The organism is Ginsengibacter hankyongi (genome assembly GCF_008710285.1).
GTDB classification, from domain to species: Bacteria; Bacteroidota; Bacteroidia; order Chitinophagales; family Chitinophagaceae; genus Ginsengibacter; species Ginsengibacter hankyongi.
Genome location: NZ_VYQF01000008.1, coordinates 122,233 through 148,407 on the forward strand (window position 1 = coordinate 122,233; position 26,175 = coordinate 148,407).

At 42.2% G+C, this 26,175-nt stretch carries 22 protein-coding genes; all 22 read left to right on the top strand.

Annotated features, from left to right (window positions below):
- Positions 1–42: 42 nt before the first annotated feature.
- Positions 43–522: a response regulator gene (locus tag FW778_RS19245; RefSeq protein ID WP_150416485.1), complete on the top strand. Its 480-nt coding sequence runs from the start codon at positions 43–45 to the stop codon at positions 520–522.
- A 128-nt stretch (positions 523–650) separates the two neighbouring features.
- Entirely contained in the window at positions 651–2,768 is a 2,118-nt protein-coding gene (locus FW778_RS19250; RefSeq protein WP_150416486.1) for a TonB-dependent receptor plug domain-containing protein, read from the top strand.
- 38 nt (positions 2,769–2,806) lie between these two features.
- A complete protein-coding gene (locus FW778_RS19255) occupies positions 2,807–3,322 on the top strand; it encodes a YfiR family protein (protein ID WP_150416487.1) in 516 nt (171 codons plus the stop codon).
- A gap of 81 nt (positions 3,323–3,403) precedes the next feature.
- The gene (locus FW778_RS19260) at positions 3,404–4,738 is read left to right on the top strand and encodes an ATP-binding protein (RefSeq protein WP_150416488.1); all 1,335 of its coding nucleotides are present in this window, start codon (positions 3,404–3,406) and stop codon (positions 4,736–4,738) included.
- 349 nt (positions 4,739–5,087) lie between these two features.
- Positions 5,088–8,783, top strand: coding sequence for a beta strand repeat-containing protein (locus FW778_RS19265; RefSeq protein WP_150416489.1), 3,696 nt, complete (start codon positions 5,088–5,090; stop codon positions 8,781–8,783).
- Positions 8,784–9,306: 523 nt separating this feature from the next.
- Entirely contained in the window at positions 9,307–10,116 is an 810-nt protein-coding gene (locus tag FW778_RS19270) for a polysaccharide biosynthesis/export family protein (RefSeq protein ID WP_150416490.1), read from the top strand.
- 20 nt (positions 10,117–10,136) lie between these two features.
- Entirely contained in the window at positions 10,137–12,533 is a 2,397-nt protein-coding gene (locus tag FW778_RS19275; protein WP_150416491.1) for a GumC family protein, read from the top strand.
- Positions 12,534–12,673: 140 nt separating this feature from the next.
- Positions 12,674–13,195 carry a transcription termination/antitermination protein NusG gene (gene nusG, locus FW778_RS19280; protein ID WP_150416492.1) on the top strand — a complete coding sequence of 174 codons (522 nt, stop codon included), beginning with the start codon at positions 12,674–12,676 and terminating at the stop codon, positions 13,193–13,195.
- A gap of 115 nt (positions 13,196–13,310) precedes the next feature.
- Positions 13,311–14,423 (top strand): glycosyltransferase family 4 protein, encoded by a 1,113-nt coding sequence (locus FW778_RS19285; protein WP_150416493.1) that lies wholly within the window; start codon positions 13,311–13,313, stop codon positions 14,421–14,423.
- Between the two features lie 133 nt (positions 14,424–14,556).
- Positions 14,557–16,347: an asparagine synthase (glutamine-hydrolyzing) gene (gene asnB, locus FW778_RS19290; protein ID WP_202552358.1), complete on the top strand. Its 1,791-nt coding sequence runs from the start codon at positions 14,557–14,559 to the stop codon at positions 16,345–16,347.
- Positions 16,348–16,468: 121 nt separating this feature from the next.
- Positions 16,469–17,677, top strand: a complete 1,209-nt coding sequence (locus FW778_RS19295; protein ID WP_150416495.1) for a glycosyltransferase family 4 protein — start codon at positions 16,469–16,471, stop codon at positions 17,675–17,677.
- A gap of 9 nt (positions 17,678–17,686) precedes the next feature.
- Positions 17,687–17,995, top strand: a complete 309-nt coding sequence (locus tag FW778_RS19300; protein ID WP_150416496.1) for a DUF6922 domain-containing protein — start codon at positions 17,687–17,689, stop codon at positions 17,993–17,995.
- Positions 17,950–18,570, top strand: coding sequence for a nucleotidyl transferase AbiEii/AbiGii toxin family protein (locus tag FW778_RS19305; protein WP_150416497.1), 621 nt, complete (start codon positions 17,950–17,952; stop codon positions 18,568–18,570). Before FW778_RS19300 ends, FW778_RS19305 begins: the two co-directional genes overlap by 46 nt.
- Before the next feature lie 278 nt (positions 18,571–18,848).
- Positions 18,849–19,562, top strand: coding sequence for a hypothetical protein (locus FW778_RS19310; protein WP_150416498.1), 714 nt, complete (start codon positions 18,849–18,851; stop codon positions 19,560–19,562).
- A 91-nt stretch (positions 19,563–19,653) separates the two neighbouring features.
- Positions 19,654–19,902, top strand: coding sequence for a hypothetical protein (locus FW778_RS19315; protein WP_150416499.1), 249 nt, complete (start codon positions 19,654–19,656; stop codon positions 19,900–19,902).
- Positions 19,893–20,270 (top strand): PIN domain-containing protein, encoded by a 378-nt coding sequence (locus tag FW778_RS19320; RefSeq protein WP_150416500.1) that lies wholly within the window; start codon positions 19,893–19,895, stop codon positions 20,268–20,270. Before FW778_RS19315 ends, FW778_RS19320 begins: the two co-directional genes overlap by 10 nt.
- 86 nt (positions 20,271–20,356) lie before the next feature.
- A complete protein-coding gene (locus FW778_RS19325) occupies positions 20,357–21,121 on the top strand; it encodes a PIG-L deacetylase family protein (protein ID WP_150416501.1) in 765 nt (254 codons plus the stop codon).
- Positions 21,122–21,214: 93 nt separating this feature from the next.
- Positions 21,215–22,069, top strand: coding sequence for an ABC transporter permease (locus FW778_RS19330; RefSeq protein WP_150416502.1), 855 nt, complete (start codon positions 21,215–21,217; stop codon positions 22,067–22,069).
- A gap of 55 nt (positions 22,070–22,124) precedes the next feature.
- A complete protein-coding gene (locus FW778_RS19335; protein ID WP_150416503.1) occupies positions 22,125–23,408 on the top strand; it encodes an ABC transporter ATP-binding protein in 1,284 nt (427 codons plus the stop codon).
- Between the two features lie 10 nt (positions 23,409–23,418).
- On the top strand, positions 23,419–24,174 hold the full coding sequence (locus tag FW778_RS19340) for a class I SAM-dependent methyltransferase (RefSeq protein WP_202552359.1): 756 nt from the start codon (positions 23,419–23,421) through the stop codon (positions 24,172–24,174).
- A 24-nt stretch (positions 24,175–24,198) separates the two neighbouring features.
- A complete protein-coding gene (locus tag FW778_RS19345) occupies positions 24,199–25,308 on the top strand; it encodes a glycosyltransferase family protein (protein WP_150416505.1) in 1,110 nt (369 codons plus the stop codon).
- Positions 25,305–26,174, top strand: a complete 870-nt coding sequence (locus FW778_RS19350; protein ID WP_150416506.1) for a TIGR04325 family methyltransferase — start codon at positions 25,305–25,307, stop codon at positions 26,172–26,174. Before FW778_RS19345 ends, FW778_RS19350 begins: the two co-directional genes overlap by 4 nt.
- The last annotated feature ends 1 nt before the right edge of the window (position 26,175 follow it).

Genomic DNA, 26,175 nt, shown 5'->3' on the forward strand with positions numbered 1-26,175 from the left:
TGATGATATAAAATATGGGCCTTTTATTTAAAGGCAAATTTTATGCGTCATTTTTGCCGGCATACACAAAAGCTACTGTGTAATGGGATGGCTGAATGGGGACCTGTTTTCTTTGGTGTGATTGTTGTGGATGAAATTCCTTTTATTATCCTATTTCCTATTCAAATGAGTAAAATTCTCGTAGTTGACGACGACACTGATATACTAACTGTAGTTGAAATCGTACTAAGTATGAATAACTATAGTGTGAAAGCAATTTCCAGGTGGGAAGACATTCCCCATAGTATTGAAAGTTTTTCCCCCGATTTGATTTTGCTCGATGTGGCGCTGGGGGGCGCCGATGGACGTGAAATATGCAGGCAATTAAAAAATTCAGGTGAGACGCAGCACATCCCCGTTATCTTGTTCTCAGCTCATTACGACCTGGTGAACAATATTAAAGGCTGCATGGCAAATGGTTTGGTTACCAAACCGTTTGAAACTTCGTATTTATTAGAAACGATCAGGAAAAATATAGCCTGACGGTGTAAAGACCACCTTTTTCAACGGGCTGAATGTTGAGGTGCCTTTATAGGATCACGTGAACAAGTGGGCCATGCGAAAGGCATGATGCCCGATTATCAAACTATCAGGCAATAAAAAAGTTCTGTATGAGAATAAGCACTTTTCTTGTATTTGTTTTTTTAACTTCTGCTTCTGTTGTAACGGCGCAGCAGGATTCCGTGAACAATGTCACCCAGCTCGCCAATCTTTCCCTCGAAGAGTTAATGAATATTAAAGTGGTCACCGCTTCCGGCTATTTGCAAACAACTTCTGAAGCGCCTTCAACCATTACGGTAATTACTGCAAAGCAAATTGCCGAAAGAGGATACGAGCAGTTGGAAGATGCGCTTCGCGATATTCCCGGAATTGACATGATTCACATTAACGGTTATGCCCCCACACTCATTTACTTCAGGGGAATGTATGGAGCGGAAAACCTCCGGGCATTGTTAATGATCGACGGTGTGGTTGAAAACAACATCCTTGGAACCAATGATATGGCCGGTCCCGCTTATAGCCTTCACAATGTGGATCATATTGAGATTATCTGGGGGCCCGCATCTGCATTGTATGGGGCCAATGCTTTGGGTGGCGTTATTAACGTCATTACCAAAAAGGGAGCCGACATCAATGGATTGCATGCGGAACAGGGATTTGGCAGCTTTAATACTACCTTCGAAAAGGTAAGCCTTGGGGTAAGGAAGTCAAATTTAGAGTTCGCTGTCGCCGGCACATTATATAGCAGCGATGGCCCGAAATTCAGCAACAGGGACTCTCAATATTCAAATTCGTATGTTGACAAGGCAAATTCATTTAATGGAACGGTAAGTTATTATGCAAAAAAATCAAAAACTACCATGGGGTTTAGGTCTTACAACACACCTATGGGTTATGGAACGTTTTTTAACAGCGCCACGGTTATATTTGGCCTTCCGGCACCGGGCTACGATAACAACGGCAGAGTAGGGTTCGTCTCAAGAAACATCAGGGGAGAAAAAGGAGGACTGGCCAACTATTATTTACGGACCTACTATTTAGAAAATGAATGGAAGCCTAATAACAAATTCAGCTTGCTTAGCCGGGTTGTTTATCGAGAAACGGGTACGGCTGATGACTCTTATGTGTATATTACCTTTGATGGAAGAAAGCTTATCCGTGGTATTTTTTCAAGTTATTCCAATCGCATTCAGGGAGAGTTAAAGGCAAATTACGCTCCTGCTCAAAATCAAAATTTTTCTGCCGGTATTCAGTATTATAGCGACAATGTGGAACGGGGGCAGAGAAAATCAACATTAAACCTTACCACGCCCTATCTGCTTGATGGCAGAGATACGTTATATAACCTGAATGCCACTTTTTTGCCGAGGGTATATGACATACGAAATAATTTCGGCACTTATCTGCAATATGTATTAAATACCCGCCTGTTTGGTAAAACCAACTTCACGCTGGGCACGCGTTATGATTATAACAGCTATTTTGGAAGTGCATTTAATCCGAGAGCGGTTATTGTAAACCAGCCCAATGAGAAGCTGACCTTTAAATTACAGTTTGGTACTGCCTTCCGGGCGCCCACTGAAAACGAAATACAGCAGGCACCGCCTACGCTCGACCTTAAAACGGAAAAGATAAAAACCTTCGAGGTAAATGCTATTTACTCGCCATCAAAAGCGGTAAGAGTTCAGTTAAACTTTTTCCGTAATGTACTTAGCGATGTAATTGTCATCGGCAATCTTTCCGGGCTGAACCCAAACAAGAATCCGGGTGCGGAAAAAATTAACGGAATAGAATTCACTTCTGACATGATGATTACAAAAAATATTTCGGCCTTTACCAATTTTACTTACCAGGATGCCACCGGCCGGAATTTTGTAACCCATTTTTCGGGTGAATTACCGGGAGTTGCGAAATTTAAAGGAAATGCGGGCCTGGCCATCCATATACAACCACTGCTCACGATAAGCCTGGTAGAAAACTGGGTAGGCCAGAGGCGGGTACCCACGACGGATCCGTATGGCCCCGTTCCGGGTCATTTTCTTACCAACTGTGTTATCAGCACGGGAAAGTTATTTAATAAAGGCATAAGTGCCAGTTTAAATGTTCGTAATATTTTTAATGCCAAATGGCTGGATCCAGGCTTCCGCACCGCTGATGGGCTTTTATTTTCAACGGTAATGGAACAGCCAGGTGTTAATGGTTTATTTAAGATCGGGATAGATTTATAAGGTTTTCAACCCAAAAAAGCAATCGAATCGGAAGCTGTATGTTTAAAAAAATTGTATATCTCATCACCCTCTGTTCTGCTTACAGCCTTTGTGGTGTGGCGCAGCGCGGAGAAGAAGATTACAAACTGAAGGCAGCTTTCATTTATAATTTTACCAAATACATCGATTGGGGAAACGCGAATTCCGGCGCCTTCAGCATTGGCGTTATTGGAAACTCGCCCGTCTATAATTCACTACAGGAAATAGCAAAAACAAAAACGGTGAATAACAAAAGAATCGTAGTGTTTCATTTCGACGATCCTGACGATATAATCCCCTGCCATATCCTGTTTATTTCCGCCAATAACAGCTTTTCGCTGTCTTCTGTTTTAGCAAGGGTTAGCAAGGGAACGCTTACTATTAGTGAGGAGCCCGGTTTTGCCGACTTTGGAACCGCTTTTAACTTCTTTGTAGATAATCATAAACTTAAATTTGAGGCCAATATAAATACGCTTAATGAAGAAGGGATGAAAGCAAGTTCCCAGTTATTAAAACTTGCAACCATTGTAAAATAATAAAATGAAAACAGGCGTTACTCTACCACTAAACCATTGGTGAACTTACGGAACATATCGATAAAAAATAAGCTCATTCTCATGCAGGTATTTACCAGCGTGATTGTTTTGGGTCTCTGCTTTGCTGCCTTCGTCCTCTCGCATATCCGCGATTACAAAGAGCGAAAAGTGGCAAGCCTGTCGGGCATCGCCCAGGTTATCGCTACCAACAGTGTTTCAACTCTTCAGTTCCAGGACAATGAGGCTGCAAATGATATTCTTTACGACCTTAAAAAGATCTCTCCTGAAATTATCAATGCCGCGATACTTGATCAGGAGGGAAGAGTTTTCGCATCCTATGTAAAAGCCGGGGCAGATTCTTTTCAATTTTCGCCGCCCAAGTCTGCATCCCAAACGAATGAGTTCAGGAACCGGGAATTGCTCATATTTAACCCCATAACCTACAATAATGAAATGTTGGGTACAGTTTGCCTGCACGCAAGTTTAAGTGAGATGGATGCCTTCGAAAGCTTCCAGTACAGACTTTCTTTTATGCTCCTTATAGTGGGAGTGGCCCTTTCTTTTTTAATTGCGTTTGTGGTACAACGTTATATTTCGAAGCGGATTTTAAACCTGGTGGGTGTCATGAAGGAGGTGAGTGAAACCGGTAATTATAAAATGCAGGTACAGGATGATTATAAGGATGAGATCAATACCCTTACCCGGGTTTTCAACGAAATGATGGACCAGATCAACATCAGCCTCCAGAAAAAGGACGAATTTATAGGTATCGCCAGCCACGAATTAAAAACACCGCTTACGAGTATTAAGGCCTACCTGCAGGTGCTTGATTCCATCGAACAAACTGAACCCAATAGGCAGTACGTAAAAAAAACTTTGGATAATGTAAACCGGCTGCAGCAACTGATATACGATCTCCTCGATGTATCAAAAATTCAAAGTGGCCAGATGCATTTGAATGTCACCAAATTTAACGTGGACGATTTAATTGATGATACAATTGCTTCTTTCCGGTTTGTTGCACGGGATCATACGATCATACGCTCCGGGGAAAAAATCAACCAGCTTATAACTGCCGACCGGCAACGCCTGGAGCAAGTGTTGGTAAACCTGCTGTCTAATGCAACGAAGTATTCGCCTAACGGGAAGAAAATTATTATTTATACCGGAAAAAGGGGCGGTCAATTGATTATTTCCGTGAGGGATTTTGGAATTGGCATACCGAAAGAAGAGCAGGGTAAAGTTTTCGAGCGCTTCTACCGGGCAAAGAAAAATTCGATTCTTATTTCCGGCTTTGGGTTAGGCCTTTATATCTGCAAGGATATTATTAAAAGGCACAAAGGTAAAATATGGATAGAAGGAGAGGACAAAGGAACTTCTTTTTATGTTTCATTGCCTTTGGACAAAGAAGGCTAACCTTTATTATAACTGGTACGGGTACCCGCAATTTTAACGGGTACCGGTTACACGAAAAATGATAAATAATTTTTCCGGTCACATTTCCTATAGTTAAATTTCCTTCCCGATAAAAGTTTGCCTGCTGTTTATATCAAATAAAAAAATATATATAATAACCCTTTGCACTTTTTATAATTTTTTTATAAATTGGCATAGACAATTCTCCTCTAATAGAATTTTTTTAATAGCCACCCAGCTATTTTCATACCCCTGTGAATTATAAGCGCATGCAGCTTGCTTCCGGCATATTCTATTGCCGGAGATGAATGATGTATGCCCTGGCGTAACAACTTTTAAATTAAATTATATGAAGGAAAATTTCACCTTAAAGTTAAAGTGCTTATTATTCTTATTGAATTCTGCCATTGCTTTCGATGGTTTTAACCAGTCCGCTGGTGATTTTCAAACCAAAAACGCAACCGGTAACTGGAGCGACTATACTGCATGGAACAGGCACAACGGCACGTCCTGGGTTCCGGCAACAATAGGCCAGGTTCCCGGCACTACCAATAGTGTATTTGTTCAGGCAGGCCACACGATCGCGGTTGATAATGCCAACGCTGTCTGTAAAGACCTGGACGTAAATGGCGATAATTCGAGTAAAATTGCTTTTTCCGTTTCAACCGCCATCCTGAATGTAAAAGGAAACATGTTACTGGCTTCTGTTACTCATAACTGCTTTGGCATATGGTCTGCCGGTGCCAAAATTGTTTTTTCCGGGAGTACGGGTCAATCATTTACTAACCTATCCGCCTATTCGGCTTTTCTTAATACGGAAGTGAACAAATCTGCGGGCACATTAAGCCTTGCGGGTAATGCCCTGTCAATTGATGGCACCTTAACATTAACTTCGGGCAACTTAAGCATTGGAGCAAACGGGACACTTATCATCAACGGTCCGCTGCTGAGCACATCGGGAACAATATCAGGAACTACAACCAGTGATATAAGTATTACCGGAACAACAGGCAGTTCAGTTGTATTACCGGTATCCGCCAATATCAGTTTGAGAAATATAACAGTATCGGGTACACGCACACTTATTATGGATGGGTCGCATAATATCAACCTCAATGGGACCTTCACCATTGCAAATGGAGCAACGTACGATAACGGGGGAGAAAGCCAGGTTACCAACTCCGGGGGAACTGTTGTAGTTAGCGGCAAATTCCTAAACAGGGATAAAGATAATTTTTGCGGAACCAACGGCGCCCTTTCTTCAAGCTTCAATCCAATACTTAATGCCGGGTGTACTATAGAATTTGCCCGGGTCGGTGACCAGTCCTTTACGGTGAGGAGTGATTTCAAAAATATCACCTTTTCAGGAAGTGGTACAAAAACGCCTTCCAGTTCTTTCACCCCTTCGGGAGCCTTATACATTACCGGGGATGCGATTGTTGACGCTTCCGGTCATAATATCGGTGATGGCACCGCAATCACTGATTTTAAGATGGACGGCGGCCGCCTAATATTAGGCACCGGGGGAACGCAACCCGGGATGGATGGGTCTTACAACCTAACGGGTGGCATAATCGAATTTAGTGGCCCGAGTGGCCAGACGATCCGTCCAAAATCTTATCAAAATATTGAAGTAACCGGGGCCGGGGTGGGCAATTCTAATGGCAATATCACACTGAATGCGAATGGCACCTTTACCGTTAAAAACAGTGGCGTTTTCCTGATAAATGACAACAATATTACCGGCGTTGGCGGAACGCAAACCGTTACAGTGGAAAGTGGCGGTATTTTCCGGTGCGGGAATAACCAGGGCTTCAATGGTTATACAGCAACGCTTTATGATAATTCTTCTGTTGGTTCCTCCATCTCAAAGATCAATTTAAAAACCGGCAGCACCGTTGAATACATGAAGGCAGGAGACCAGCCCATAACAAACGCTAACGGGCTTACATACAGCAATCTTATTATAGCCGGCACAGGGATTAAGAAGGCCACCGGAACCCTTACTATCAAGGGTAATTTAACCAAAGCCGGAACCAGCATATTTGACCATAATAACGGAACAGTGTTGCTTAACGGAACCAATCAAACATTTGCCGGCCTTACTTACAATAATCTTATACTAACGGGCGGCACCAAGTCCGCTTCAGGTAGTAGCACCATTATTGACAGTATTAAAATAATTGACGGCACCAATCTTTCTATAAGCACCAATGATGTAATTACGCTCCATTCTGATGCTATCAAAACGGCAAGGGTAGGACAAATCGGTACCGGAACAATTACCTACACCGGTGCTGCGAAATTTATGGTGGAACGTTATATCCCCGCAAGGAGAGCGTGGCGGTTTTTGTCAGTTCCAACCATCTCTTCCACGCAAACAATAAAACAGGCCTGGCAGGAAGGGGCCACCTCCTCTTCATCCGATCCTAAAACGGGGTATGGCATCCAAATTACCAGCGACAGGGCTTCCTGGGCTGCCGATGGTTTCGATGCATTATCTTTTTCTCCTTCAGTGAAAACATACAACCCGGTTACCGATACCTATTCAGGAATAACCTCAACGAACAGCCCGTTTGACCCCGCGAAAGGAGGCTTTATGACCTTTATAAGAGGGGACAGAAGCGCTACTACACTCGGGTCAGCAGTTACCGGCACCACCTTACGAACAGCCGGTGCACTTTTTACCGGTGACCAGCCACCCGTTAACTTAATTCCCGGGCAGTTTATTCCCGTTAACAATCCTTACGCCTCTGCGCTTGACCTGCGTAATATCTCACGTTCCAACAGTATATCTTATTATGTTTGGGACCCTAAACGTGGCGGCGGCTATGGCTTTGGAGGCTTCACCACTTTATCGTGGGACGGCTCGGGCGATTACGACGCCGTGCCTGCCAATACGGGAAGCTACGGAGCCACCAATAATTATATTGCCAGCGGGCAGGCATTTTTTGTATCCGGAACCAGCGGATCTATTCGAATAACCGAAAATGCAAAAACTGCCGCCACACTTCCAGCCATTCCGTTTACCCCAGTGGGTGTTCCTTTACAAAAATTGCGTGCTAATCTCCATAGTATAAATGCAAATGGCACTTTCCTTGCAGATGGAGTACTCATTAGCTTTGGTAATAACTACAGCAATGCCGTAGATGGAATGGATGCAAGAAAAATAATGAATGCTTCCGAAAACCTTTCAATCAAAAGAGAAAACATACACCTGGTAGTAGAGAGAAGGAATCCATTGCTGGCAGGGGATACTATTTTCTTCCATCTTACCGGCCTCCGTCAACAACCATACTATTTTGAATTTATTCCTGCTCAATTGAGCCCAAAGGGCCTGGATGCCTACCTCGAAGACTGCTACCTTGCAAAACGTACCCTTTTAAACTTAAATGATACAGCCCGCATAAATTTCGCAGTAGATAATAATCCAGCCTCTGCGGCGCCTGGCCGTTTCCGCATTGTTTTTGATGCGGCAGGGGCAGCCCTCCCTGTTACCTTTACTAACGTGAAAGCCTACCCTGAAAATGACAACATCGCCGTGGAATGGAAGGTGGCAAATGAAACAGGTATTATAAATTATGAAGTAGAAAGATCACCCGGTGGAACTATGTTTATACCTGCCGCTGTTATTACGGCACAGCACACCGCGGTGAGCAATTACAAATGGACAGATGAACAGCCGGTAACCGGGTATAATTATTACCGTATAAAAAGCACGGGCAGCGCGGGGGAAGTGCAATACAGCAAAACCATAAAGGCATGGGCAGGCAATAGCAACAATGGGATCACTGTATATTCCAATCCTTCAAATAATGGCATCATCCACCTTCAGTTCAATAGCCAGCCCGCAGGAAGGTACCAGCTTGGCGTGGTGGATAACGCAGGGCAGGTCATTCAATCCGCCATAGTTCAGCGCACAAACAGCAGCGGTAGTATTGAGACAATTCAATTGGAAAAATCGATTGCAAGCGGCCGTTACCTGCTGCACATCATCCGGCCCGACAACACGGAAGTGAATATTGCTATAATTTATGAACCATGAGTATCGGAACCATGATCAAAGGATTTTCCTGATTGCCCTGATTGAAATGCACAACCTACAAAGCGGTAATTCTATAATCCTTTAATCATGCAAATCAAGGTTCAGACAATTCTGAACCATGATTAAAGGATTTTCCTGATTTATCATGATTGAAATGCACATCTTACGAAGGTGGTAATCCTATAATCATTTAATCATGCAAATCATGGTTCAGACAAATCGTGAACCATGATGAAAGGATTTCTCTGATGGCCATGATTGAAATCCACATCTTACGAAGCCGCTAATCCTTTAATCCTTTAATCATGCAAATCAGGGTTCAGACTACTAATCCTTCAATCATGTAAATCATGATTCAGACAATGTAAATTTCAACCCCTCTTTGCAACAGATAATTGAATCTGAAAATAAAGCAGGCAAGGAAAACAGCCCTCTTATAGAAAGTATTTATTGAATATTTTCGGCTAAATTTGTTTCTGCCAAATAAAAGTGCCGGCAATTCGTTATTGCCAATGTATCCATTATGCAAAATTCAAAGAAAACTTTTTCCCACAGGAAGAAATATATCGTGCTGTCAACAGAAAATTCATTATCCATTCCCAAAGGACGGCTCATAGAATGGCTGCTTTCTTTACTTATTTTATTTTCTGTTACCTCCTGCAGTAGTACCATCAAGAACCGGATCTATTTTAACGATCTGCAAAAAGATACCACTCTCCGCAATATCGTCACCGAGAATTATGACCTTAAGATACAGAAGAATGACTTGCTTGGCATAACTGTGGCAAGTCTTAGCCCGGATGTTGCTTATTACAATGCTCCTCAAAATTCTGAAGCCGGGACAAATGGCTTCCTCGTAGATGAAAAGGGGGATATTAATTTTGTAAAATTAGGTACCTTACATGTGGAAGGATTAACGAGAAAACAGTTAAAAGATACATTGGAAACCCAACTCATCCCCTGGCTAAAGGATGCCGTAGTTTCTGTGGGGTTTTTAAACCGGCACGTTACCATGCTTGGTGCTGTAAAATCCCAGATTATTTCGTTGCCGGGTAATATGACTATACTGGACGCGATCGCCTCCTCCGGTGATATCGGAGCAGGAGGAAAGATAGATAACGTTCTGGTTATAAGGGATACCGCTGGAACAAAAGAATTCAAAAGATTGAGCCTGAAAGATCATTCAATATTCTATTCTCCTTATTATTACCTTCAGCCAAATGATATCGTATATGTTGAGCCCGTTAAAATTAAAACCCAGCTAACAATTCCGCAGGTAATTTCATATATCACCACGGGAATATCCCTTATTATTTTGTTATCACGGTTGTAATTCAAAAGTGTTATTGACTAATGGAAGAAGAAGAATTTTTTAAGGAACGAGGCAGTACTAATATCTTTAAACAGGTAATTTATAAATATTTACCTTTCTGGCCATTATTTGTCATAACCACTTCAGTTGCCCTTGCCGTTGCTTTTATTGATCTTCGCTCCCAGATACCCATTTATGTGGCATCAGCCAGGGTTTTGCTCAAAGACCCCCAGAAAGGTGGCGGAGATTCCAAGGTGCTGGATGCATTGAATATTTTTAGTGAAAAGAAAATTGTGGACAACGAAATCGTCGTCTTGAGATCTGCCGATGTAATGCAGGAAGTAGTAAAGCAACTTGACTTATATGCAACTGTATTTAATAAAGGGAATGTCCGTACAGAAGAGTTATACAAAGAAAATTCTCCTGTCTGGTTCACTGCTGCTAATAGGGAAAATTTTAACCTGTGGGGTACCTATTTTTTTTCAGTTAACTGGGCAAAACGGCTGGTTCTGATTGATAACCGTTCAGTCCCGTTTAACGATACGTTGATCCTGAATAATGTGCCGGTTATCATAAGGCCGAACAATGATTATAACCAACATCTTCAGGGTAAAAATTACTTCGTGCGGTTTTCTGCTCCGGGCGCTGTTGCGGGCGGATTAATAGGTGGCCTGAAAATTTCGCCGTATTCTTATTCGTCCACCATTTTAAATGTTACGCTTGAAAATGCTGTTCCTCAAAAGGCAATGGATGTGCTTACCAAATTATTCGAGATTTATAATTACGATGCAATAGACGACAAGAACCAGATCGCCGATAAAACCATGCATTTTATTGACGACCGCCTTGCATTTGTGACCGCCCAACTGGACAGCGTCGAAAAAAATATTGCCACCTATAAATCAAGGAATTCGATTGTTGACCTGGGTTCACAGGCTACCAATTATCTCAGTAATGTAAAAAGTCTTGATGATCAGAATTCAGCAATCGAATTAAAACTGGCCGCTTTGGATAATCTTAATGATTATGTAAAGGCAAAGGGAAAAAAGACCGGTACAGTACCTTCGCTGTTGTTATTATCTGATCCTACCCTTTCAGATCTCTTAAGTAAACTATACGGCGCAGAAACAAAAGCGGCATCCCTGCAAAATATTACCGGTGAAAAAAATGATGCACTACTGTTGGCAAATACGGAAGTGACGCAGATTAAGAATGATATTCTTGAAAATATGGCCAATATAAGAACGAACCTGGAAATGATGAAAAAGCAGGTTAGTGACAAGTTAGCCGAAAATAACAGCTTACTGAAGGCAGTTCCCGAAAAGGAAAGAGCGTTCCTGGATATCAGCCGCCAGCAATCCATAAAAAATGATATCTATACTTTCCTGCTGCAAAAACGGGAAGAAACAGCGATCTCTTCGGCGTCCACATCGGCGGACCTGCGGGTAGTTGAGGCCCCCGGCTCTTACGGCCCCATCAGGCCTGTGGCCAATAATTTTTATATGGCCGGTCTTGTTATCGGGCTGTTGGCAGGCGCATTCCTGGTGCTGCTTAAAGAAATGTTCAGTCGAAACGTGTTGTTCCGGTCAGAAATCGAAGATAAAATTAAAGTGCCCATTATGGGGGAACTGCTGCAAGTAAAAGATAAGGATCCTATCGTGATTCTCGATGGAAAACGTACCGTCATCGCGGAACAGTTCCGTTCGGTAAGAACCAACCTGAACTTCATGGGGCTTAATGAACAACACAATACCCTGATGATTACTTCGAGCATTTCCGGTGAAGGCAAAAGCTTTGTGGCCATTAATCTTGCAATAAGCCTCACCCTTACCGGTAAAAAGGTTGCCATAATGGAGATGGACCTCCGAAAACCAAAATTAAGCAGGGTTTTGAATGTAAAGAGAACGCCCGGCATCTCCAGTTACCTGGTAAATAAAGCGCCCCTTGACGAGATCGTTAAAACAACGGAAATACCCGGTTTGTTTGTTGTGTCTGCCGGCCCCATACCGCCCAATCCAACAGAGCTTATACAAAGCGAAAAATTCAGGGAGTTAATGACTGAATTGAAGAAAAGGTTTGACTTTGTCATCATGGACACGGCACCGGTTTCCCCGGTTACTGATGCACAGTTGCTGCAGGAATTTGCCGACATTAATTTATTTGTAATAAGGCATGGCATTACTCCCCGTAACTTTCTCTCGATGATCGATGCGCTGCATAAGCAAAAGAAATATAAAAATATGTGTATTGTCTTTAATGGCTTAAAACCACGGGGGTTCCAGATTTACGGGTACGGGTTTGGCGGTTACGGCAATGGCTATGGTTACGGGTATGGCTATGGTTATGGTTATGGTGGCGAATATGGAGGAGGCTATTACCTGGAAGAGAGAATAGGTATCCGCTCAATATTCAAAGCATTTTTTAAAAGAAATAAATAGTTACCTGTATAAAAAAGCGATTTTTACTTCGGCTACCAGGAATGTAACTGAGGAATAGCGAAGCTTTGCCAAGAAGGGTACGGGTTTTGCAGGGGCACATGAACAATTACATACAATCGTTGGTTAAAGAGATGATTCAAATGGAACAAGTTAAAAAAGCTATAGACGAAACCTATGCGTGGTACGCGGTATATACCAAGCCAAGATGGGAGAAAAAGGTGGCGGAACACCTGCAGGAAAAAGGAATTGAACATTATTGCCCGCTTAACAAAGTTACCCGCCAGTGGAGCGACCGGAAGAAAGTGGTCCTGGAACCTATATTTAAAGGATATGTTTTTGTAAAGCCCCGCATTGAAAATAAATGGGAGCTTAGAAAGATTCCCGGCATTTTAAACTTTGTATTCTGGCTGGGCCGCCCTGCACAAATCAAGGAAGAAGAGATACTCACTATTAAAAAGTTTTTAAACGAATTCAGCAATGTGGAAGTAGAAAAAAAGACGCTTGTGCCAAACACGCCCGTGCGCATTACACAAGGCATATTGATGAATTACGAGGGCATGGTTATAGAAGTATTTGGCAACCGGGCCGTGGTTAAAATAGACAGCCTCGATATCCAGCTCAGCGCCCATTTCGATAAAAAGAACCTGGAATTGATTGGCTAACCAATTAACGGTTTTCCCTGAGCCCTTCGTAGAGCAATGGGTGCGGCGATCACCCGGCCTGATGAAATCAAATGAGGCTCCTGCCATTTAATACGTACCCAACACAACCACTTACTTGAAAATCCTCTTCCTTGCCGAAAAAACCTTCTCCGCTTCCGGCGGCATAGAAAAGGTTTGCCGTATAGCCGGGAGAACCATGTACGAATATGCCATAGCATCCCGCGGCCAGTTCAATATGTACGCCCGCAAAGATCCACCAGGCATCAACACACAGCCTTACCTGCCGTCAACGGTGTACAGGGGCTTTAAGAGTTCAGGGTTGTCTTTCATTTCGAAAGGTGTACGGGACGGTATGAAAAGCAATGTGGTGGTGCTATGCAGCATCCGCATGCTATTGCCCGGTTATCTTATTAAATTATTGTCGCCCAACACGAAACTGCTACTTTTTACGCATGGAATAGAAGCCTGGGAAACGCTGTCATCCTATAAGCAAAAAATGCTCAGGCAAATGGATAACATTCTTGTGGTAAGCAATTACACGAAAGAAAGAATAAGTGAATTATTGGATATACCCGCTGAAAAATTTGCAGTGCTCAACCATTGCTTTGATCCGTTTCTGCCTGAATTTACCAACAGCAAAAGACGAAACGATTTCAGGAGCAGTTATGGCCTGGCCGAAAATGATATAGTGCTCATGACCATCAGCCGCCTTTCTTTAAAGGAGAAAATGAAGGGATATGAAAAAGTGATGGTGGCCATCAAGAAGCTGCATAATACCTATCCACATTTGAAATATGTATTTGTAGGCAAATATGACGATGATGAAAAAAAACAGTTGGACAGGCTTGTGTATGCCCTCGGGATTGAATATGATGTAACCTTTACCGGCTTCGTGCCCGACAGTGTTATAGGGGATTATTACAATATGGCGGACGCATTTATTGTGCCGGGTGAAAAGGAAGGTTTCGGCATCTCCCTCATTGAGGCCTTATATTATAACAAGCCCGTGATTGCCGAACGCAGCAATGACGTTACGGTGAGCCCGGAGAGCACCAGCCTGGGCATACAGGTTGATTTTCAAAGCCAGGAAGAGGTGACCAATGCCATCCAAAAAGTAATTGGCAATATAAAAGCATTTATGCCAGACCGTAAGCTGGTGCTGGAAAAGTTCAGCTACCCTGTTTACAAAAATACCCTCGGGCAATTACTCGACCGTTGTATAACGTAAATGGATACGCGAAAAAATGCTACCATGTTCTTGGCGGTGTACCGTCAAAGTCAATTCAGCGCGAATGCGGTGACTAACTCGTAAATAAACGGTCTTTGAATTATCAATTATCCATTATCAATTTTCAATTATTTTGTGTCGCATCGCCGGAATAGCTAACAAATCACTGTCGTTACCATCTTTGGAAGCAATGGTAACGCAGATGTGTAACCTCCAGCAACATGGGGGGCCCGATGATGCCGGCGTCTATAGCTGTCCGGAAAGCAACCTCGTACTTGGGCACCGCCGCCTCGCATTGCTCGATCTTTCACCGGCCGGTCACCAGCCAATGGTATACGGGGACCGCTATATCATTTCTTTCAACGGCGAAATCTATAATTTTCCGGAGCTTAAAAAAGAATTGATGCAGGCAGGAATGATCTTTCACACCCAGTGCGATACAGAAGTGATACTGGCAGCATTTGCCAGGTGGAACACCCAGGGCTTCGCACGCCTCAAGGGGATGTTTGCCTTCGCGTTGTACGATACCATTGAAAAAGACCTTTACCTGGTTCGCGACCCTTCAGGTATTAAACCATTGTATTATTCAGTGAGTGATACTTCCATAGAATTTGCATCCGAAATGAGGGCATTTGCTGCGTCAGGCAATAAAAGTGAAAACCAGCACTGGCCGGTATTCCAACTCGCTTACGGCCACGTGCCGGAGCCGGTAACTACTTTGCTGGGGGTAAAACCTCTGCACAAGGGATGTTTTTATAAATACAACCTTTCTACCGGTGTTTCCAGCTACCAGTCGTTTACGCATTATAGTTATAGCAATAGTATCACCGATGTTTCAGCCGCAAGGCTTGCTATCAAAAATGCACTGCATAATGCCGTTGGCAGGCATTTATTGTCTGATGCACCTATCGGTGTTTTCTTAAGCGGGGGAATCGATTCAGGTATTATAACAACCCTTGCGTCTGGTTTCCAGCACCGGCATTTAAAAACTTTGTCCCTCTATTTTAAAGAAGAACAGTTTTCCGAAAAAAAATACCAGGACAGCATCATTGACCAAATACATTGTAAGCATTACCAGCATTTACTAACAGAAACGGAATTCAATGCATGTTTCCCGGCAATATTACAGGACATGGATATGCCCAGTTGCGATGGCATCAACACCTGGTTTATCAGTAAATATGCAAAGCAGCAGGGATTAAAAGCAGTTCTTTCAGGCATAGGCGGCGATGAATTGTTCGGCGGCTATCCTTCTTTCAACAGAATATCGATCGCAGGCCGTCTTCAGCGCATACCCTCACGTGTATTACTTCAGGCTAAACAAAACGCCGATAAAAGAATGAACCGCCTCACGTACCTGTCGCTTGAAGGTATAAAAGGGAAATACCTTTTTTTACGGGGCCAGTATATTCCACGCCAAATAGCCCGGCAATTGGGTGCCACAGAGAAACAGGTATGGTCGATATTGGAGGAACATCCTGCACTTCCATCCTTATCCCGGTTGCTGCCCAAGAACCAGGCAAGCTGGATGGAGCTGAACATGTACATGCAGAACCAGTTATTGCGGGATGCAGATGTAATGAGCATGGCGCATGGGGTGGAAATAAGGGTGCCTTTCCTGGACGAGGAGGTAATTAAAACCGCCTTGTCGGTTACCCCCGCAGTAAAATATAGTGGGCGTATCCCCAAGCAATTGCTGATAGACGCCTTTAAAAACAAATTGCCTGAAGTGGTCTGGAACCGGCAAAAGATGGGGTTCAGCCTTCCCTTCACCCAATGGCTGCATAAAAGTGCCTTTGTAAAAGATACCATGGAAAGCGGCAATGCCGCCGCCCGTAACAATTATAAAGACTTCAAAGAAGGAAAGCTCCACTGGATTCACTTAATGTCATTGATCATCCTGCAAACGCGGGGAGTAAGTTAGTCAATCGTCAATCGTCAATGGTCAATGGTCGCCGGCCCATTATCAATTCGCCATTCACTGTTATCAATTCACGATTCACGATTCACGATTCACCATTCACGATTCACCATTCACCATTAACTTGAAAATCCTCTTCCTCACCCTGCGCACTTTCTCCGCCACCGGCGGTATTGAAAAAGTGTGCCGCATCATGGGGAAAGCATTATACGAGGAAAGCCTGGAGAACAATGGTTTGGTAAAGATTTGCAGCATGTACGACAAACAGGAGGATGCCTTCGATAACCCTTATTTCCCGGCTGAAAACTTCAGGGGATTTGGCATCAATAAACTGAGGTTCATAAAGGAAACGGTACACTCAGGGTTTAAATACGACCAGGTAATATTGAGCCACATTAACCTGCTGCCCGTTGGATGGCTCATTAAAAAGCTGTCACCCGGTACTACAATAATCCTGCTGGCGCACGGAATAGAAATCTGGTACCCGCTTAATCCCTACAAAAAAAGAATGCTGCGTACATGCGACAAGGTTATAGCGGTTAGTAACTACACCAGGGAGCAGATCAGTACGGTCCATGGCATTCCGCGCAGCAAAATTGCAGTGCTTAATAATTGCCTGGATCCTTTTTTACCACTGCCCTCCGGGCGTAAAAAAGATAAGGAACTGTTGCGTAAATATGGCTTCAGCGAATCGGATACCATCCTGATGTCATTAACGAGGCTGGCTTCACGGGAGCGGTATAAAGGCTACGATAAAGTGATCGAAGCAATAGCAACTATGCAGGCCCGCTATCCCGGTATTAAATATTTTATTGCCGGCCGCTACGACAGCCGTGAGAAAGCATTTGTAGAAGACCTGGTAAAAAAGGCGGGAATGGAAAACAGGGTAGTGATGCCCGGGTTTATACCGGAAGAAGAGCTCAAAGCGCATTTTGCCATGAGTGATATCTATGTAATGCCGAGCCGTAAAGAAGGTTTCGGTATTGTATTTATCGAAGCGATGTATTATGGGCTTCCTGTAATAGCCGGCAATATAGATGGCTCGGTGGATGCTTTACTCAACGGACAATTAGGCCAGTTAGTGGATCCTGATAGTGTAGAAGACATTAAGGATGCCATAGCCAATATTATGGAGGACAAAACTTCGTTTACCCCTTCCCGTAAGGTATTAACAGATCATTTCAGTTATGAAGCTTATAAGTGGAAACTGGAAGGAATACTAAGCCTCACCCCTAACCCCTCTCCTGAAGGAGAGGGGGACAGAAAACCCTATCGAGGTGTTTATTCTGATCCCGGCGAAGCAAGCCTGTCGAAGGGAAATTTAAATCGTTAACATCTAAAAATGGAAAGTAATCCTGGCTTTATTTCCCAATTCTCCCCCCATTTGTTTTGGGATGTTGACCCCGTAAACCTGGATGCAGATCGCAGCAAAACTTACATTATAAAACGGGTACTCGAATACGGACTATGGGAAGACTGGCTATTACTCAAGAAACAATACAGCCTGGAAACAATCGCTAATGAAACAACAGGTTTCAGGGAACTGGATCCTAAAAGCCTGGCATTTATTTCCGTTCTTTCCGGAATCCCTAAAGAAAATTTTCGATGTTACACTACCAATCAGTTGACTCCGAAACACTGGAACTTTTAAAACAATTACTGGCCATTAATTTGTTCAGGAGTTTGCGTTTGGCGGGTGGAACTTCACTGGCGTTGCAATTAGGCCATCGAAGATCTATTGACCTGGATTTGTTTGGTGACATTGATGCAGATGTACTGGAGATAAATAAGGCACTTTCCACCCTAGGAACTGTGACCCAGTTAAAAGACAGTAAAAACATTCACATTTACCTGGTGAATGGAATTAAAGTGGATATTGTAAATTTTACCTATCCCTGGTTAAGTGATTGTATACAGGAAGATGGGCTCCGGCTTGCAGGGTTTAATGATATAGCTGCCATGAAGCTGTCAGCTATTACCGGGAGGGGCACTAAAAAGGATTTTGTTGACCTTTGGTTTTTATTGCAACAATTTACACTTTCTGAAATGCTGCAATTTCATTTAAGCAAATATCACGATAGCTCCTTATTTATGGTACTAAAAAGCCTGGTTTATTTTGAAGATGCTGAAGCTGACGAAATGCCTTATATGATGATCCCGGTTAAATGGGAGAAAATAAAGTCAACAATCATTGCAGCACATAATGATTATGTTAACCGGTCATGATTTTCAACTGTAAGCTGCAGACCTTTGTCGCCTAGAGCCTGTCGAAGGGAGCCTGTCGAAGGGCATTGTTATATCCAAAAGTTGTAATGGGTGCTCTCTTTTGTGTGAAATTCCAACGCAAAAGAATAAACCAGCCCGTCCATTCGTTGATAAAAATGAACCAATGAATTGTAACCTAAAAATGGTTTGCAGGCTATCTTCTCTATACCTTCTTCGCCCCAACTCCGTCAATGACGTACTTGGGGCGAAGGAAACAGCTCCCAGACAGCTGGAAAACTATGGGAATACAAACAAATATTAAACTCAGGGGTACGGTAGAGAACATTATCTACTACCAATGGAAAGGTATCCATTGTATACGTACGGTGCCTGCTAAAGTAAGGCAGACAAAACCCACAAAAAAGGCGGCTAAAGATTTTGGCCTTGCAGTAAAAAGCTCCGCTGTGGTGAGATACCTGTTGCGACCCCTGATGCCGAAGGATGGTGACCGCTCTGTTATTTACAAGGTGGATGGCGCCTTCCGGAAATGGCTAAAGGAAAATCCATTGGATAATACAGAACCGGCGGATGGCATCCCTGACTTTGAGGGGCTTGCTTTTAATGACGACTGTGACCTGCAAAAGATTGTCCAGTTTCAAATTACTTTTAGCCGGGGCGCTTCGGGGGAAGTTTTGTTGCAATGGCCGGCATGTAATCCTGTTAGTGCAATCAAGGCACCCACAGGCACCTGCCAGCTCGTGGTACAATGCATTGCCGCAACCGTTGATGTAAAAGCGCCTGGCCGGCAGCAATCCACCGCTATCAATTTTACTATACCTTATAGGGATGAGATGATGCCTGGCCGCGAAATTGTTTTTGCGAATGCTACATCACCTCAATGCCTGGCATTGGTAGGCATGTCAATCCGTTATTATAAAGATGAACTGCAAAGCAAACCCATCAATATTATGCGTTGGAAACCGGCAGGGATAGCAGCCAGCTTTTTTAACTAAACCACAAAAAACGTTATCTTTTATAACCTTCAACCTGACTTTATCTTATTAATTTTGCAGATTACCTGAATTGAATTAAATTAATTGAAGTATGATCACTATAAATTTAAAACAAAAAACCAAAAAAAACGGGCACCTGGTTATAGATGTTCCCACTACGCTAATTGACAAAAACGTAGATATAGTATTAGTTATACAGGAAAAAGAAGAAAAACCGCTCAATAATATTGAAGGAAGAAAAGCAAAAAAGAAATACGATTTTTCCCATCTGTATGGAAAATTGGAGTGGAAGGGAGATGCCTTAGCTGAACAAAAAAAAATCAGATCTGAATGGCAATAAGGTTACTGCTCGATACTAATTCAATTATTGCTCTGTTAAATGAAAATGCGGGAGTGATAGAAGCAACGAATAACGCTGATGACATTTTTATTTCAGTTATTAATGAATTAGAGTTCAAATCTTTTTCAAACTTGTCTTTACAGGATATGGAATTATTTGATGCTTTTGTTTCCATGGTCAAGGTGGTGGATTTAGTGGCTTCAAATATTACTCTTAAAAATAAAATTATAGAAATCAGGAATACTTATAAGTTGAAACTACCCGATGCAATCATAGCAGCATCTGCAATTATTAATAACGCTATATTGATAACCGCTGATAAAGGATTTAAAAAAGTTGAAGAACTTCAATTGAGGATTATCCAATAACCAGAAAGCATCCCGGGAATACATTCCTCTTCGTGCCCTTCGTGCCTTTGTGGTATAAATATCCTTAGTGGTATATAAAAAAAGAAATGTCCTCCTCCCACACCCGCCGCGACTTTATGAAGAACACCGGTGCCCTCGGCCTGGGCCTGGTTACACTTCCTTCATTAGTGTTGGAGAAAAGGAACAACCCTGGCGATGCCAATAAAAAAATAGTTTGTATAGGCGGCCATCCTGACGATCCGGAAAGCGGGTGCGGCGGCACATTGGCAAAACTGCGAAACGCAGGCCATGAGGTAACCATTATTTATTTAACCACCGGCGAAGCAGGCATCCCCGGTAAAAGCCACGATGAAGCGGCTTCTATCCGCCGGCAGGAAGCCATCAACGCCTGTAAGGTGTTGGATGCAAAGCCCGTCTTTGCGGGACAAATTGATGGTGACACCGTTTGCAACAATGAGTGGGTAACAAAAATGCGGCAACTCATTATGAACGAAAAACCCGACATTGTATTTACACACTGGCCACTGGATGCGCACAAAGACCACCAGGTAGCCAGCCTGTTAACGATACAAACATGGCTCAGGGAGCCTCAACAATTTGCCCTTTATTTTTTTGAAGTATGCACCGGTGAGCAAAGCCTTATTTTTCATCCAACCGATTATGTGGACATTACCGGTACACAGGAACAAAAGAAAAAGGCGGTATACTGCCATGTAAGCCAGGACCCTCCCAGCATTTATGCATGCGGCCATGCGGCGATGGAAGATTTTCGTGGGCGTGAATTGGGGGTGAAAGCAGGGGAAGGATTTACCAGGATGTCTGGGAAACTGCAAGGCGGAATGGTGATATAATATTGCGGGTGGCAGATGGGTCTACAAGTGGGAGATAAAGCCGCTAAAACAGCAAATAAAAATTATTACCAAATTTCCGTTTAAAAATTATAATTGAAACAAAACGAAGAACACTGGGACCTTGTTATAGTACCAAAAACGCCGTGGCTCGACCTGAAGCTTAAGGAGCTATGGAAGTACCGTGACCTTTTGTGGCTGTGGGTGAGGCGCACTTATGTGGGCACTTATAAGCAGACCATTATGGGGCCGCTGTGGCATTTTATAACCCCCATCTTTGGCACGGTTACTTACATGCTGGTATTCGGCAAGATTGCAAACCTCCCGACAGATGGGGTACCCATGTTTTTGTTTTATAACCTGGGCATTACCGCATGGAATTTTTTCAGCGGTTGTTTCTCAAGTTCCTCCTCAGCATTTACGGCTAACGCCGGCATCTTTGGCAAAGTGTATTTTCCGCGACTTATCATGCCGCTGGCCAGCATTATTTCGAGCCTTATAAAATTGGGCATACAGATGTCCTTGTTCATCCTGGTATATTTTTATTTCATATTCTCAAAAGGATTTCACCCCCATGTAGGTACAGGATTATTGCTTATTCCTGTATCATTGCTGCTGTATGCCGGAATTGGTTTTGGATTTGGTATTATGGTTTCTTCCATCACTACCAAATACCGCGACATAAATATATTCGTAGGCTTCATTATGCAATTGCTGATGTATGCAACACCGGTCATCTATTCTTTTACCACGGTGAATGCCCGGCTAAAACCCTACCTGGCCTTTAACCCGCTGGTAGCGCCAACGGAGGCTTTTAAATATGCTTTTTTTGGCGTGGGAGAATTTTCTTTATCATCGCTTATGTACAGTTTCGCATGGATGATAGTATTAATGCTCGGCGGCATTATTTTATTCAACCGAACGGAAAAGAATTTCATGGACAATGTTTAATAATTCCCGCATCTTAATATTATGAATTATCAACTATCAATTATCAATTATTACAATGGGTAACACCGTAATAAAAGTAGAAAACCTTTCCAAACAATACCGGCTGGGCGAAGTAGGTACCGGCGCTATGAAAGATGATATTAAGCGCTGGCGGTATAAGATGATGGGCAAGGAAGACCCGTTTTTAAAAATAGGGGAGGAAAATGACCGCACGGTTAAAAGCAACAGTAAGTATGTGTGGGCATTACGGGATATAAACTTTGAAGTACGGCAAGGCGAAGTTCTTGGAATAATTGGCAGGAACGGCGCGGGAAAATCTACCTTATTAAAAATATTATCACGTACCACGGGGCCTACTATTGGTTCTGTAAAAATGAAAGGCCGTATTGCAAGCCTGTTGGAAGTAGGTACGGGCTTTCATGGGGAGTTATCGGGGCGTGAAAATATCTTTTTGAACGGGGCCATTATGGGTATGACCAAGGCCGAAATTAAAAGCAAATTAGATGAGATCATAGATTTTGCAGGGGTTGAAAAATATATTGACACCCCTGTAAAAAGATATTCCTCGGGCATGTATGTGCGTTTAGCCTTTGGCGTAGCTGCACACCTGGACCCGGATATTATGATCGTGGATGAAGTGCTGGCAGTTGGTGATGCTGACTTTCAAAAGAAAGCATTGGGAAAAATGAAAGACGTTAGTACAAAGGATGGCAGAACTGTCTTATTTGTGAGCCATAATATGGCTTCAATACAAACCCTGTGCAGCAAAGCAGTCGTTCTAAAAAATGGAAGAATTGACTCACCCGTAGGAGATGTTCAAAATGCTATAAAAGAATATTTGTTTTCAGCGCAGAAAAATTCAATAATCGAATTAAATGCAAGAAATGACAGGCAGGGAAGAGGAAATATAAAGTTTGTCAATATAGAATTTTTGAACGAGGATGACCAACCACAAATAGACTTGATTACCGGGCAATATGTGAAAATAAAACTTGATTATGAGAGCGGTAAAAACGCAATTTTGTCGAATATAACCGTTGCTGCAGCGATTTACGGTGATGATGGACTTCTATATACGATGGTAGGAAATGAATTCTCTTCAGGCTCATTTGCAAAAATTAATTCTAATGGCTCTTTTATTTGCGAATTAAAAAAGTTGCCCATTGTTGCTGGAAATTATTTACTGAACATAATTGTGAGTCAAGACGGAGTAATGGAAGATTGGGTTCAGGAAGCGATTAGTTTTAATGTCGAAAACGGTGATTTTTATGGCACAGGTAAAATCATACCAATCTCTCATAGAAGTTTGCTCATTGAAAATCGATGGAATATTATCTAAACCACCTTTGATGAAAAAGACTATCAAAAGAATATTTTCCATTTTCGGTTTAGAACTACGCAGAGTACCTAAACATGTCAAAATTGAAGATAACGAACAACGTCCAATCACACATAGAGAAACGAGCAAAACAAGTATTGATGAATACAAAGTCTTTGAAATTAATTCGCCAATTGAGCACAATACCGAAAATCGAATGAACGATTTTTTTTCAGATGCCAAAATCATTGAACAATATCTTGTTCCCTCTCGCCTTGAATTTTATAGATCAGTTATCGCAACTGCCCAACAAAATGATGTTACGTTTTATAGAAAATCTATCGTTGATGTTGGCTGTGGCACAGGCCATTTACTTTCCTTTTTAAGTGAGAATTTTCCTGAATCCAATTATTCGGGCATTGACTTTTCAGAAGCGGCCCTTCTAATAGCCAAAAAGACATTGCCAACAGCTGTGTTTAAAAAGGCAAATATCTATGAAAAATTAAATGAGAAATTCGATATCGTCATTTGTACAGAAGTATTGGAGCATTTAACTAATCCGGATTCCGCGCTGCTAAATCTACTCGAAGGTTTGAAGCCTGGAGGAGTGTGTATTTTGTCCGTTCCAAATGGAAGAATAGATAATTATGATGGACATATAAATTTTTGGAGCCCGGAAAGTTGGAAAATATATATAGAACGTCATGCTCCTGAAGGAAGCATAGCGATTTCCGGTGAATTAGGTAACCAGACTGATTTATTCGCGATAGTGAAAACTTGGCTTTAAGTAAGCTTTGTAATTTGTTCAGGAATGCGCATAGTTTTCTTAACTACATACTATCACCCCTTCTTAAAATCATTTTATGACAAGCATACTGGCCTGTCCAGACTTTCCTATCAAGAAATACTGGCACTGTTATTAAATGAATACTTTGCTGATACAGGTGCACTTTACCACTATGCCACTAAACACCAAAACCAGTGTTTTCTTATCATTGATAATTGTGAACCTTTGCAAAAAAAATGGGCGGAAGAGAATAATGTGAATTATTCCGAAGCTAACTGGGCAAAAGAAATTGCATTTGCCCAGGTTAAAGCTTTTCGACCAGATGTGTTTTACCTAGAAAGTGTCTTTAGTTATTTCGGTCATTTTATCAAAGAGGTTAAAACATTTTGCAGGTCCGTCGTGTCGTGGATATCAAGTCCTGTAAACAGCAGTTTGGATATTGCTTGTATTGACCTAATCATTTCCTCGACGCCTGATTTTGTTGAGAAATTCAGAATGCAAGGAATAAAGTCGGAGTACATGCTACCGGCTTTTGATACCAGGATAGCTGAATTGCTAAACTCTTCCGAGCCAAAAGATATTTCATTCTCTTTTGTTGGAGGCTTAAGTGATGTTCATGTTAACAGGAAACGGGCTTTAGAAAAGCTGGCAGATGAAACCTGCATTCAATTATGGGGCTATGGATATTCGAAAAAAGATTATAAAAAATACACGCTAAGATATTATCGTAATTTAATTGTGCCTTATTCTGACCCTATAATGGATGCGTATAGAGGCGAGGTTTGGGGTTTGGAAATGTATAAGGTCCTCCAGAGGTCTTTGATAACTTTTAATATACATGAATCTCTATTAAAAGGCTTTGTTGGCAATATGCGAATGTTTGAAGCAACAGGTGTAGCATCGATGATCTTGAACGACAATGGTAAAAATCTGCCCCAACTTTTTGTTCCGGGAAAGGAAATTGAAACTTATGACTCAATTGACGAGGCGATAGAGAAGGTTAATTATTTTAGCAATCACCAGGATGAAGCTATCGCTATAGGGAAAATGGCGCAACAGCGAACGATCAGGGATTATAATTACGATAATTTTATTTTGCAACTTTCAAGTTATTTGAAAAAGCACCTGTCTTGAATCAAGTTAAATTGAGGGGAAAAATTAAAAATATTATTAACGGGTGGGTGCCTCCAATTGTAGTATCAGCTTTTAAGAAGCCTGAAATAAGAATACAAGTCCAACATAAAATTGAACCCCAAATTTGGTCTGGAAATTACGAAACGTGGTCAGATGCCAAGGCTCGTTCAACAGGATACGATGGTGTAACTATTTTAGAAAAATGTAAAACAGCTTTATTAAAAGTAAAAAATGGCGAAGCAGTTTACGAACGGGATAGCGTACTGTTTGATGAAATTGAATATAGCTGGGGGCTACTCGCCGGGCTGCAAAGAGCCGCACTCGAAAGCAATGGAAAGCTATGTGTCATGGATTTTGGTGGTAGCCTGGGTTCTACCTACTATCAAAATAAAGATTTCCTGCAGGCCCTCGATCACCTGCAATGGTGCATAGTTGAGCAAAGTAATTTTGTTGATTGTGGCAAGCAGTACTTTGAAAATGAAGAATTGAAATTTTACTACACGGTTGATGAATGTATCTTGAAGCATAAGCCCAACGTTTTATTATTAAGTAGTGTACTGCAATACCTGGAAAGGCCGTATGAATGGATTGCAAAATTTGTTGCGTTAAAAATCCCCTATATTATTATTGATCGCACTGCATTTGTAGATTCGGAAAGAGACATCTTATCGGTACAAAATGTTCCTGAAGAAATTTATAAGGCAAGCTATCCTGCATGGTTTTTTGGAGAAAAGTTTGTTCGGGCATTTACCGGTAAATATCGCAGTATCGCAAAATTTGATAGTGGCTTTACCAATCCGGTTCAATTAGATAAAGGCATTAGGGGGTATTGGGAAGGAATGATACTTCACAAAATTGACACCTGAA

What these genes read in the sequence shown, in the direction of transcription:
- FW778_RS19275 (WP_150416491.1), top strand. Translation starts at nt 10,137, where the DNA reads ATGGAAGAAGAAGAATTTTTTAAGGAACGAGGCAGTACTAATATCTTT.
- FW778_RS19255 (WP_150416487.1), top strand. Translation starts at nt 2,807, where the DNA reads ATGTTTAAAAAAATTGTATATCTCATCACCCTCTGTTCTGCTTACAGC.
- FW778_RS19335 (WP_150416503.1), top strand. Translation starts at nt 22,125, where the DNA reads ATGGGTAACACCGTAATAAAAGTAGAAAACCTTTCCAAACAATACCGG.
- FW778_RS19265 (WP_150416489.1), top strand. Translation starts at nt 5,088, where the DNA reads ATGAAGGAAAATTTCACCTTAAAGTTAAAGTGCTTATTATTCTTATTG.
- nusG (WP_150416492.1), top strand. Translation starts at nt 12,674, where the DNA reads ATGGAACAAGTTAAAAAAGCTATAGACGAAACCTATGCGTGGTACGCG.
- FW778_RS19315 (WP_150416499.1), top strand. Translation starts at nt 19,654, where the DNA reads ATGATCACTATAAATTTAAAACAAAAAACCAAAAAAAACGGGCACCTG.
- FW778_RS19305 (WP_150416497.1), top strand. Translation starts at nt 17,950, where the DNA reads ATGTTACACTACCAATCAGTTGACTCCGAAACACTGGAACTTTTAAAA.
- FW778_RS19345 (WP_150416505.1), top strand. Translation starts at nt 24,199, where the DNA reads ATGCGCATAGTTTTCTTAACTACATACTATCACCCCTTCTTAAAATCA.
- FW778_RS19300 (WP_150416496.1), top strand. Translation starts at nt 17,687, where the DNA reads ATGGAAAGTAATCCTGGCTTTATTTCCCAATTCTCCCCCCATTTGTTT.
- FW778_RS19260 (WP_150416488.1), top strand. Translation starts at nt 3,404, where the DNA reads ATGCAGGTATTTACCAGCGTGATTGTTTTGGGTCTCTGCTTTGCTGCC.
- FW778_RS19340 (WP_202552359.1), top strand. Translation starts at nt 23,419, where the DNA reads ATGAAAAAGACTATCAAAAGAATATTTTCCATTTTCGGTTTAGAACTA.
- FW778_RS19270 (WP_150416490.1), top strand. Translation starts at nt 9,307, where the DNA reads ATGCAAAATTCAAAGAAAACTTTTTCCCACAGGAAGAAATATATCGTG.
- FW778_RS19245 (WP_150416485.1), top strand. Translation starts at nt 43, where the DNA reads ATGCGTCATTTTTGCCGGCATACACAAAAGCTACTGTGTAATGGGATG.
- FW778_RS19250 (WP_150416486.1), top strand. Translation starts at nt 651, where the DNA reads ATGAGAATAAGCACTTTTCTTGTATTTGTTTTTTTAACTTCTGCTTCT.
- FW778_RS19320 (WP_150416500.1), top strand. Translation starts at nt 19,893, where the DNA reads ATGGCAATAAGGTTACTGCTCGATACTAATTCAATTATTGCTCTGTTA.
- FW778_RS19325 (WP_150416501.1), top strand. Translation starts at nt 20,357, where the DNA reads ATGTCCTCCTCCCACACCCGCCGCGACTTTATGAAGAACACCGGTGCC.
- FW778_RS19310 (WP_150416498.1), top strand. Translation starts at nt 18,849, where the DNA reads ATGGGAATACAAACAAATATTAAACTCAGGGGTACGGTAGAGAACATT.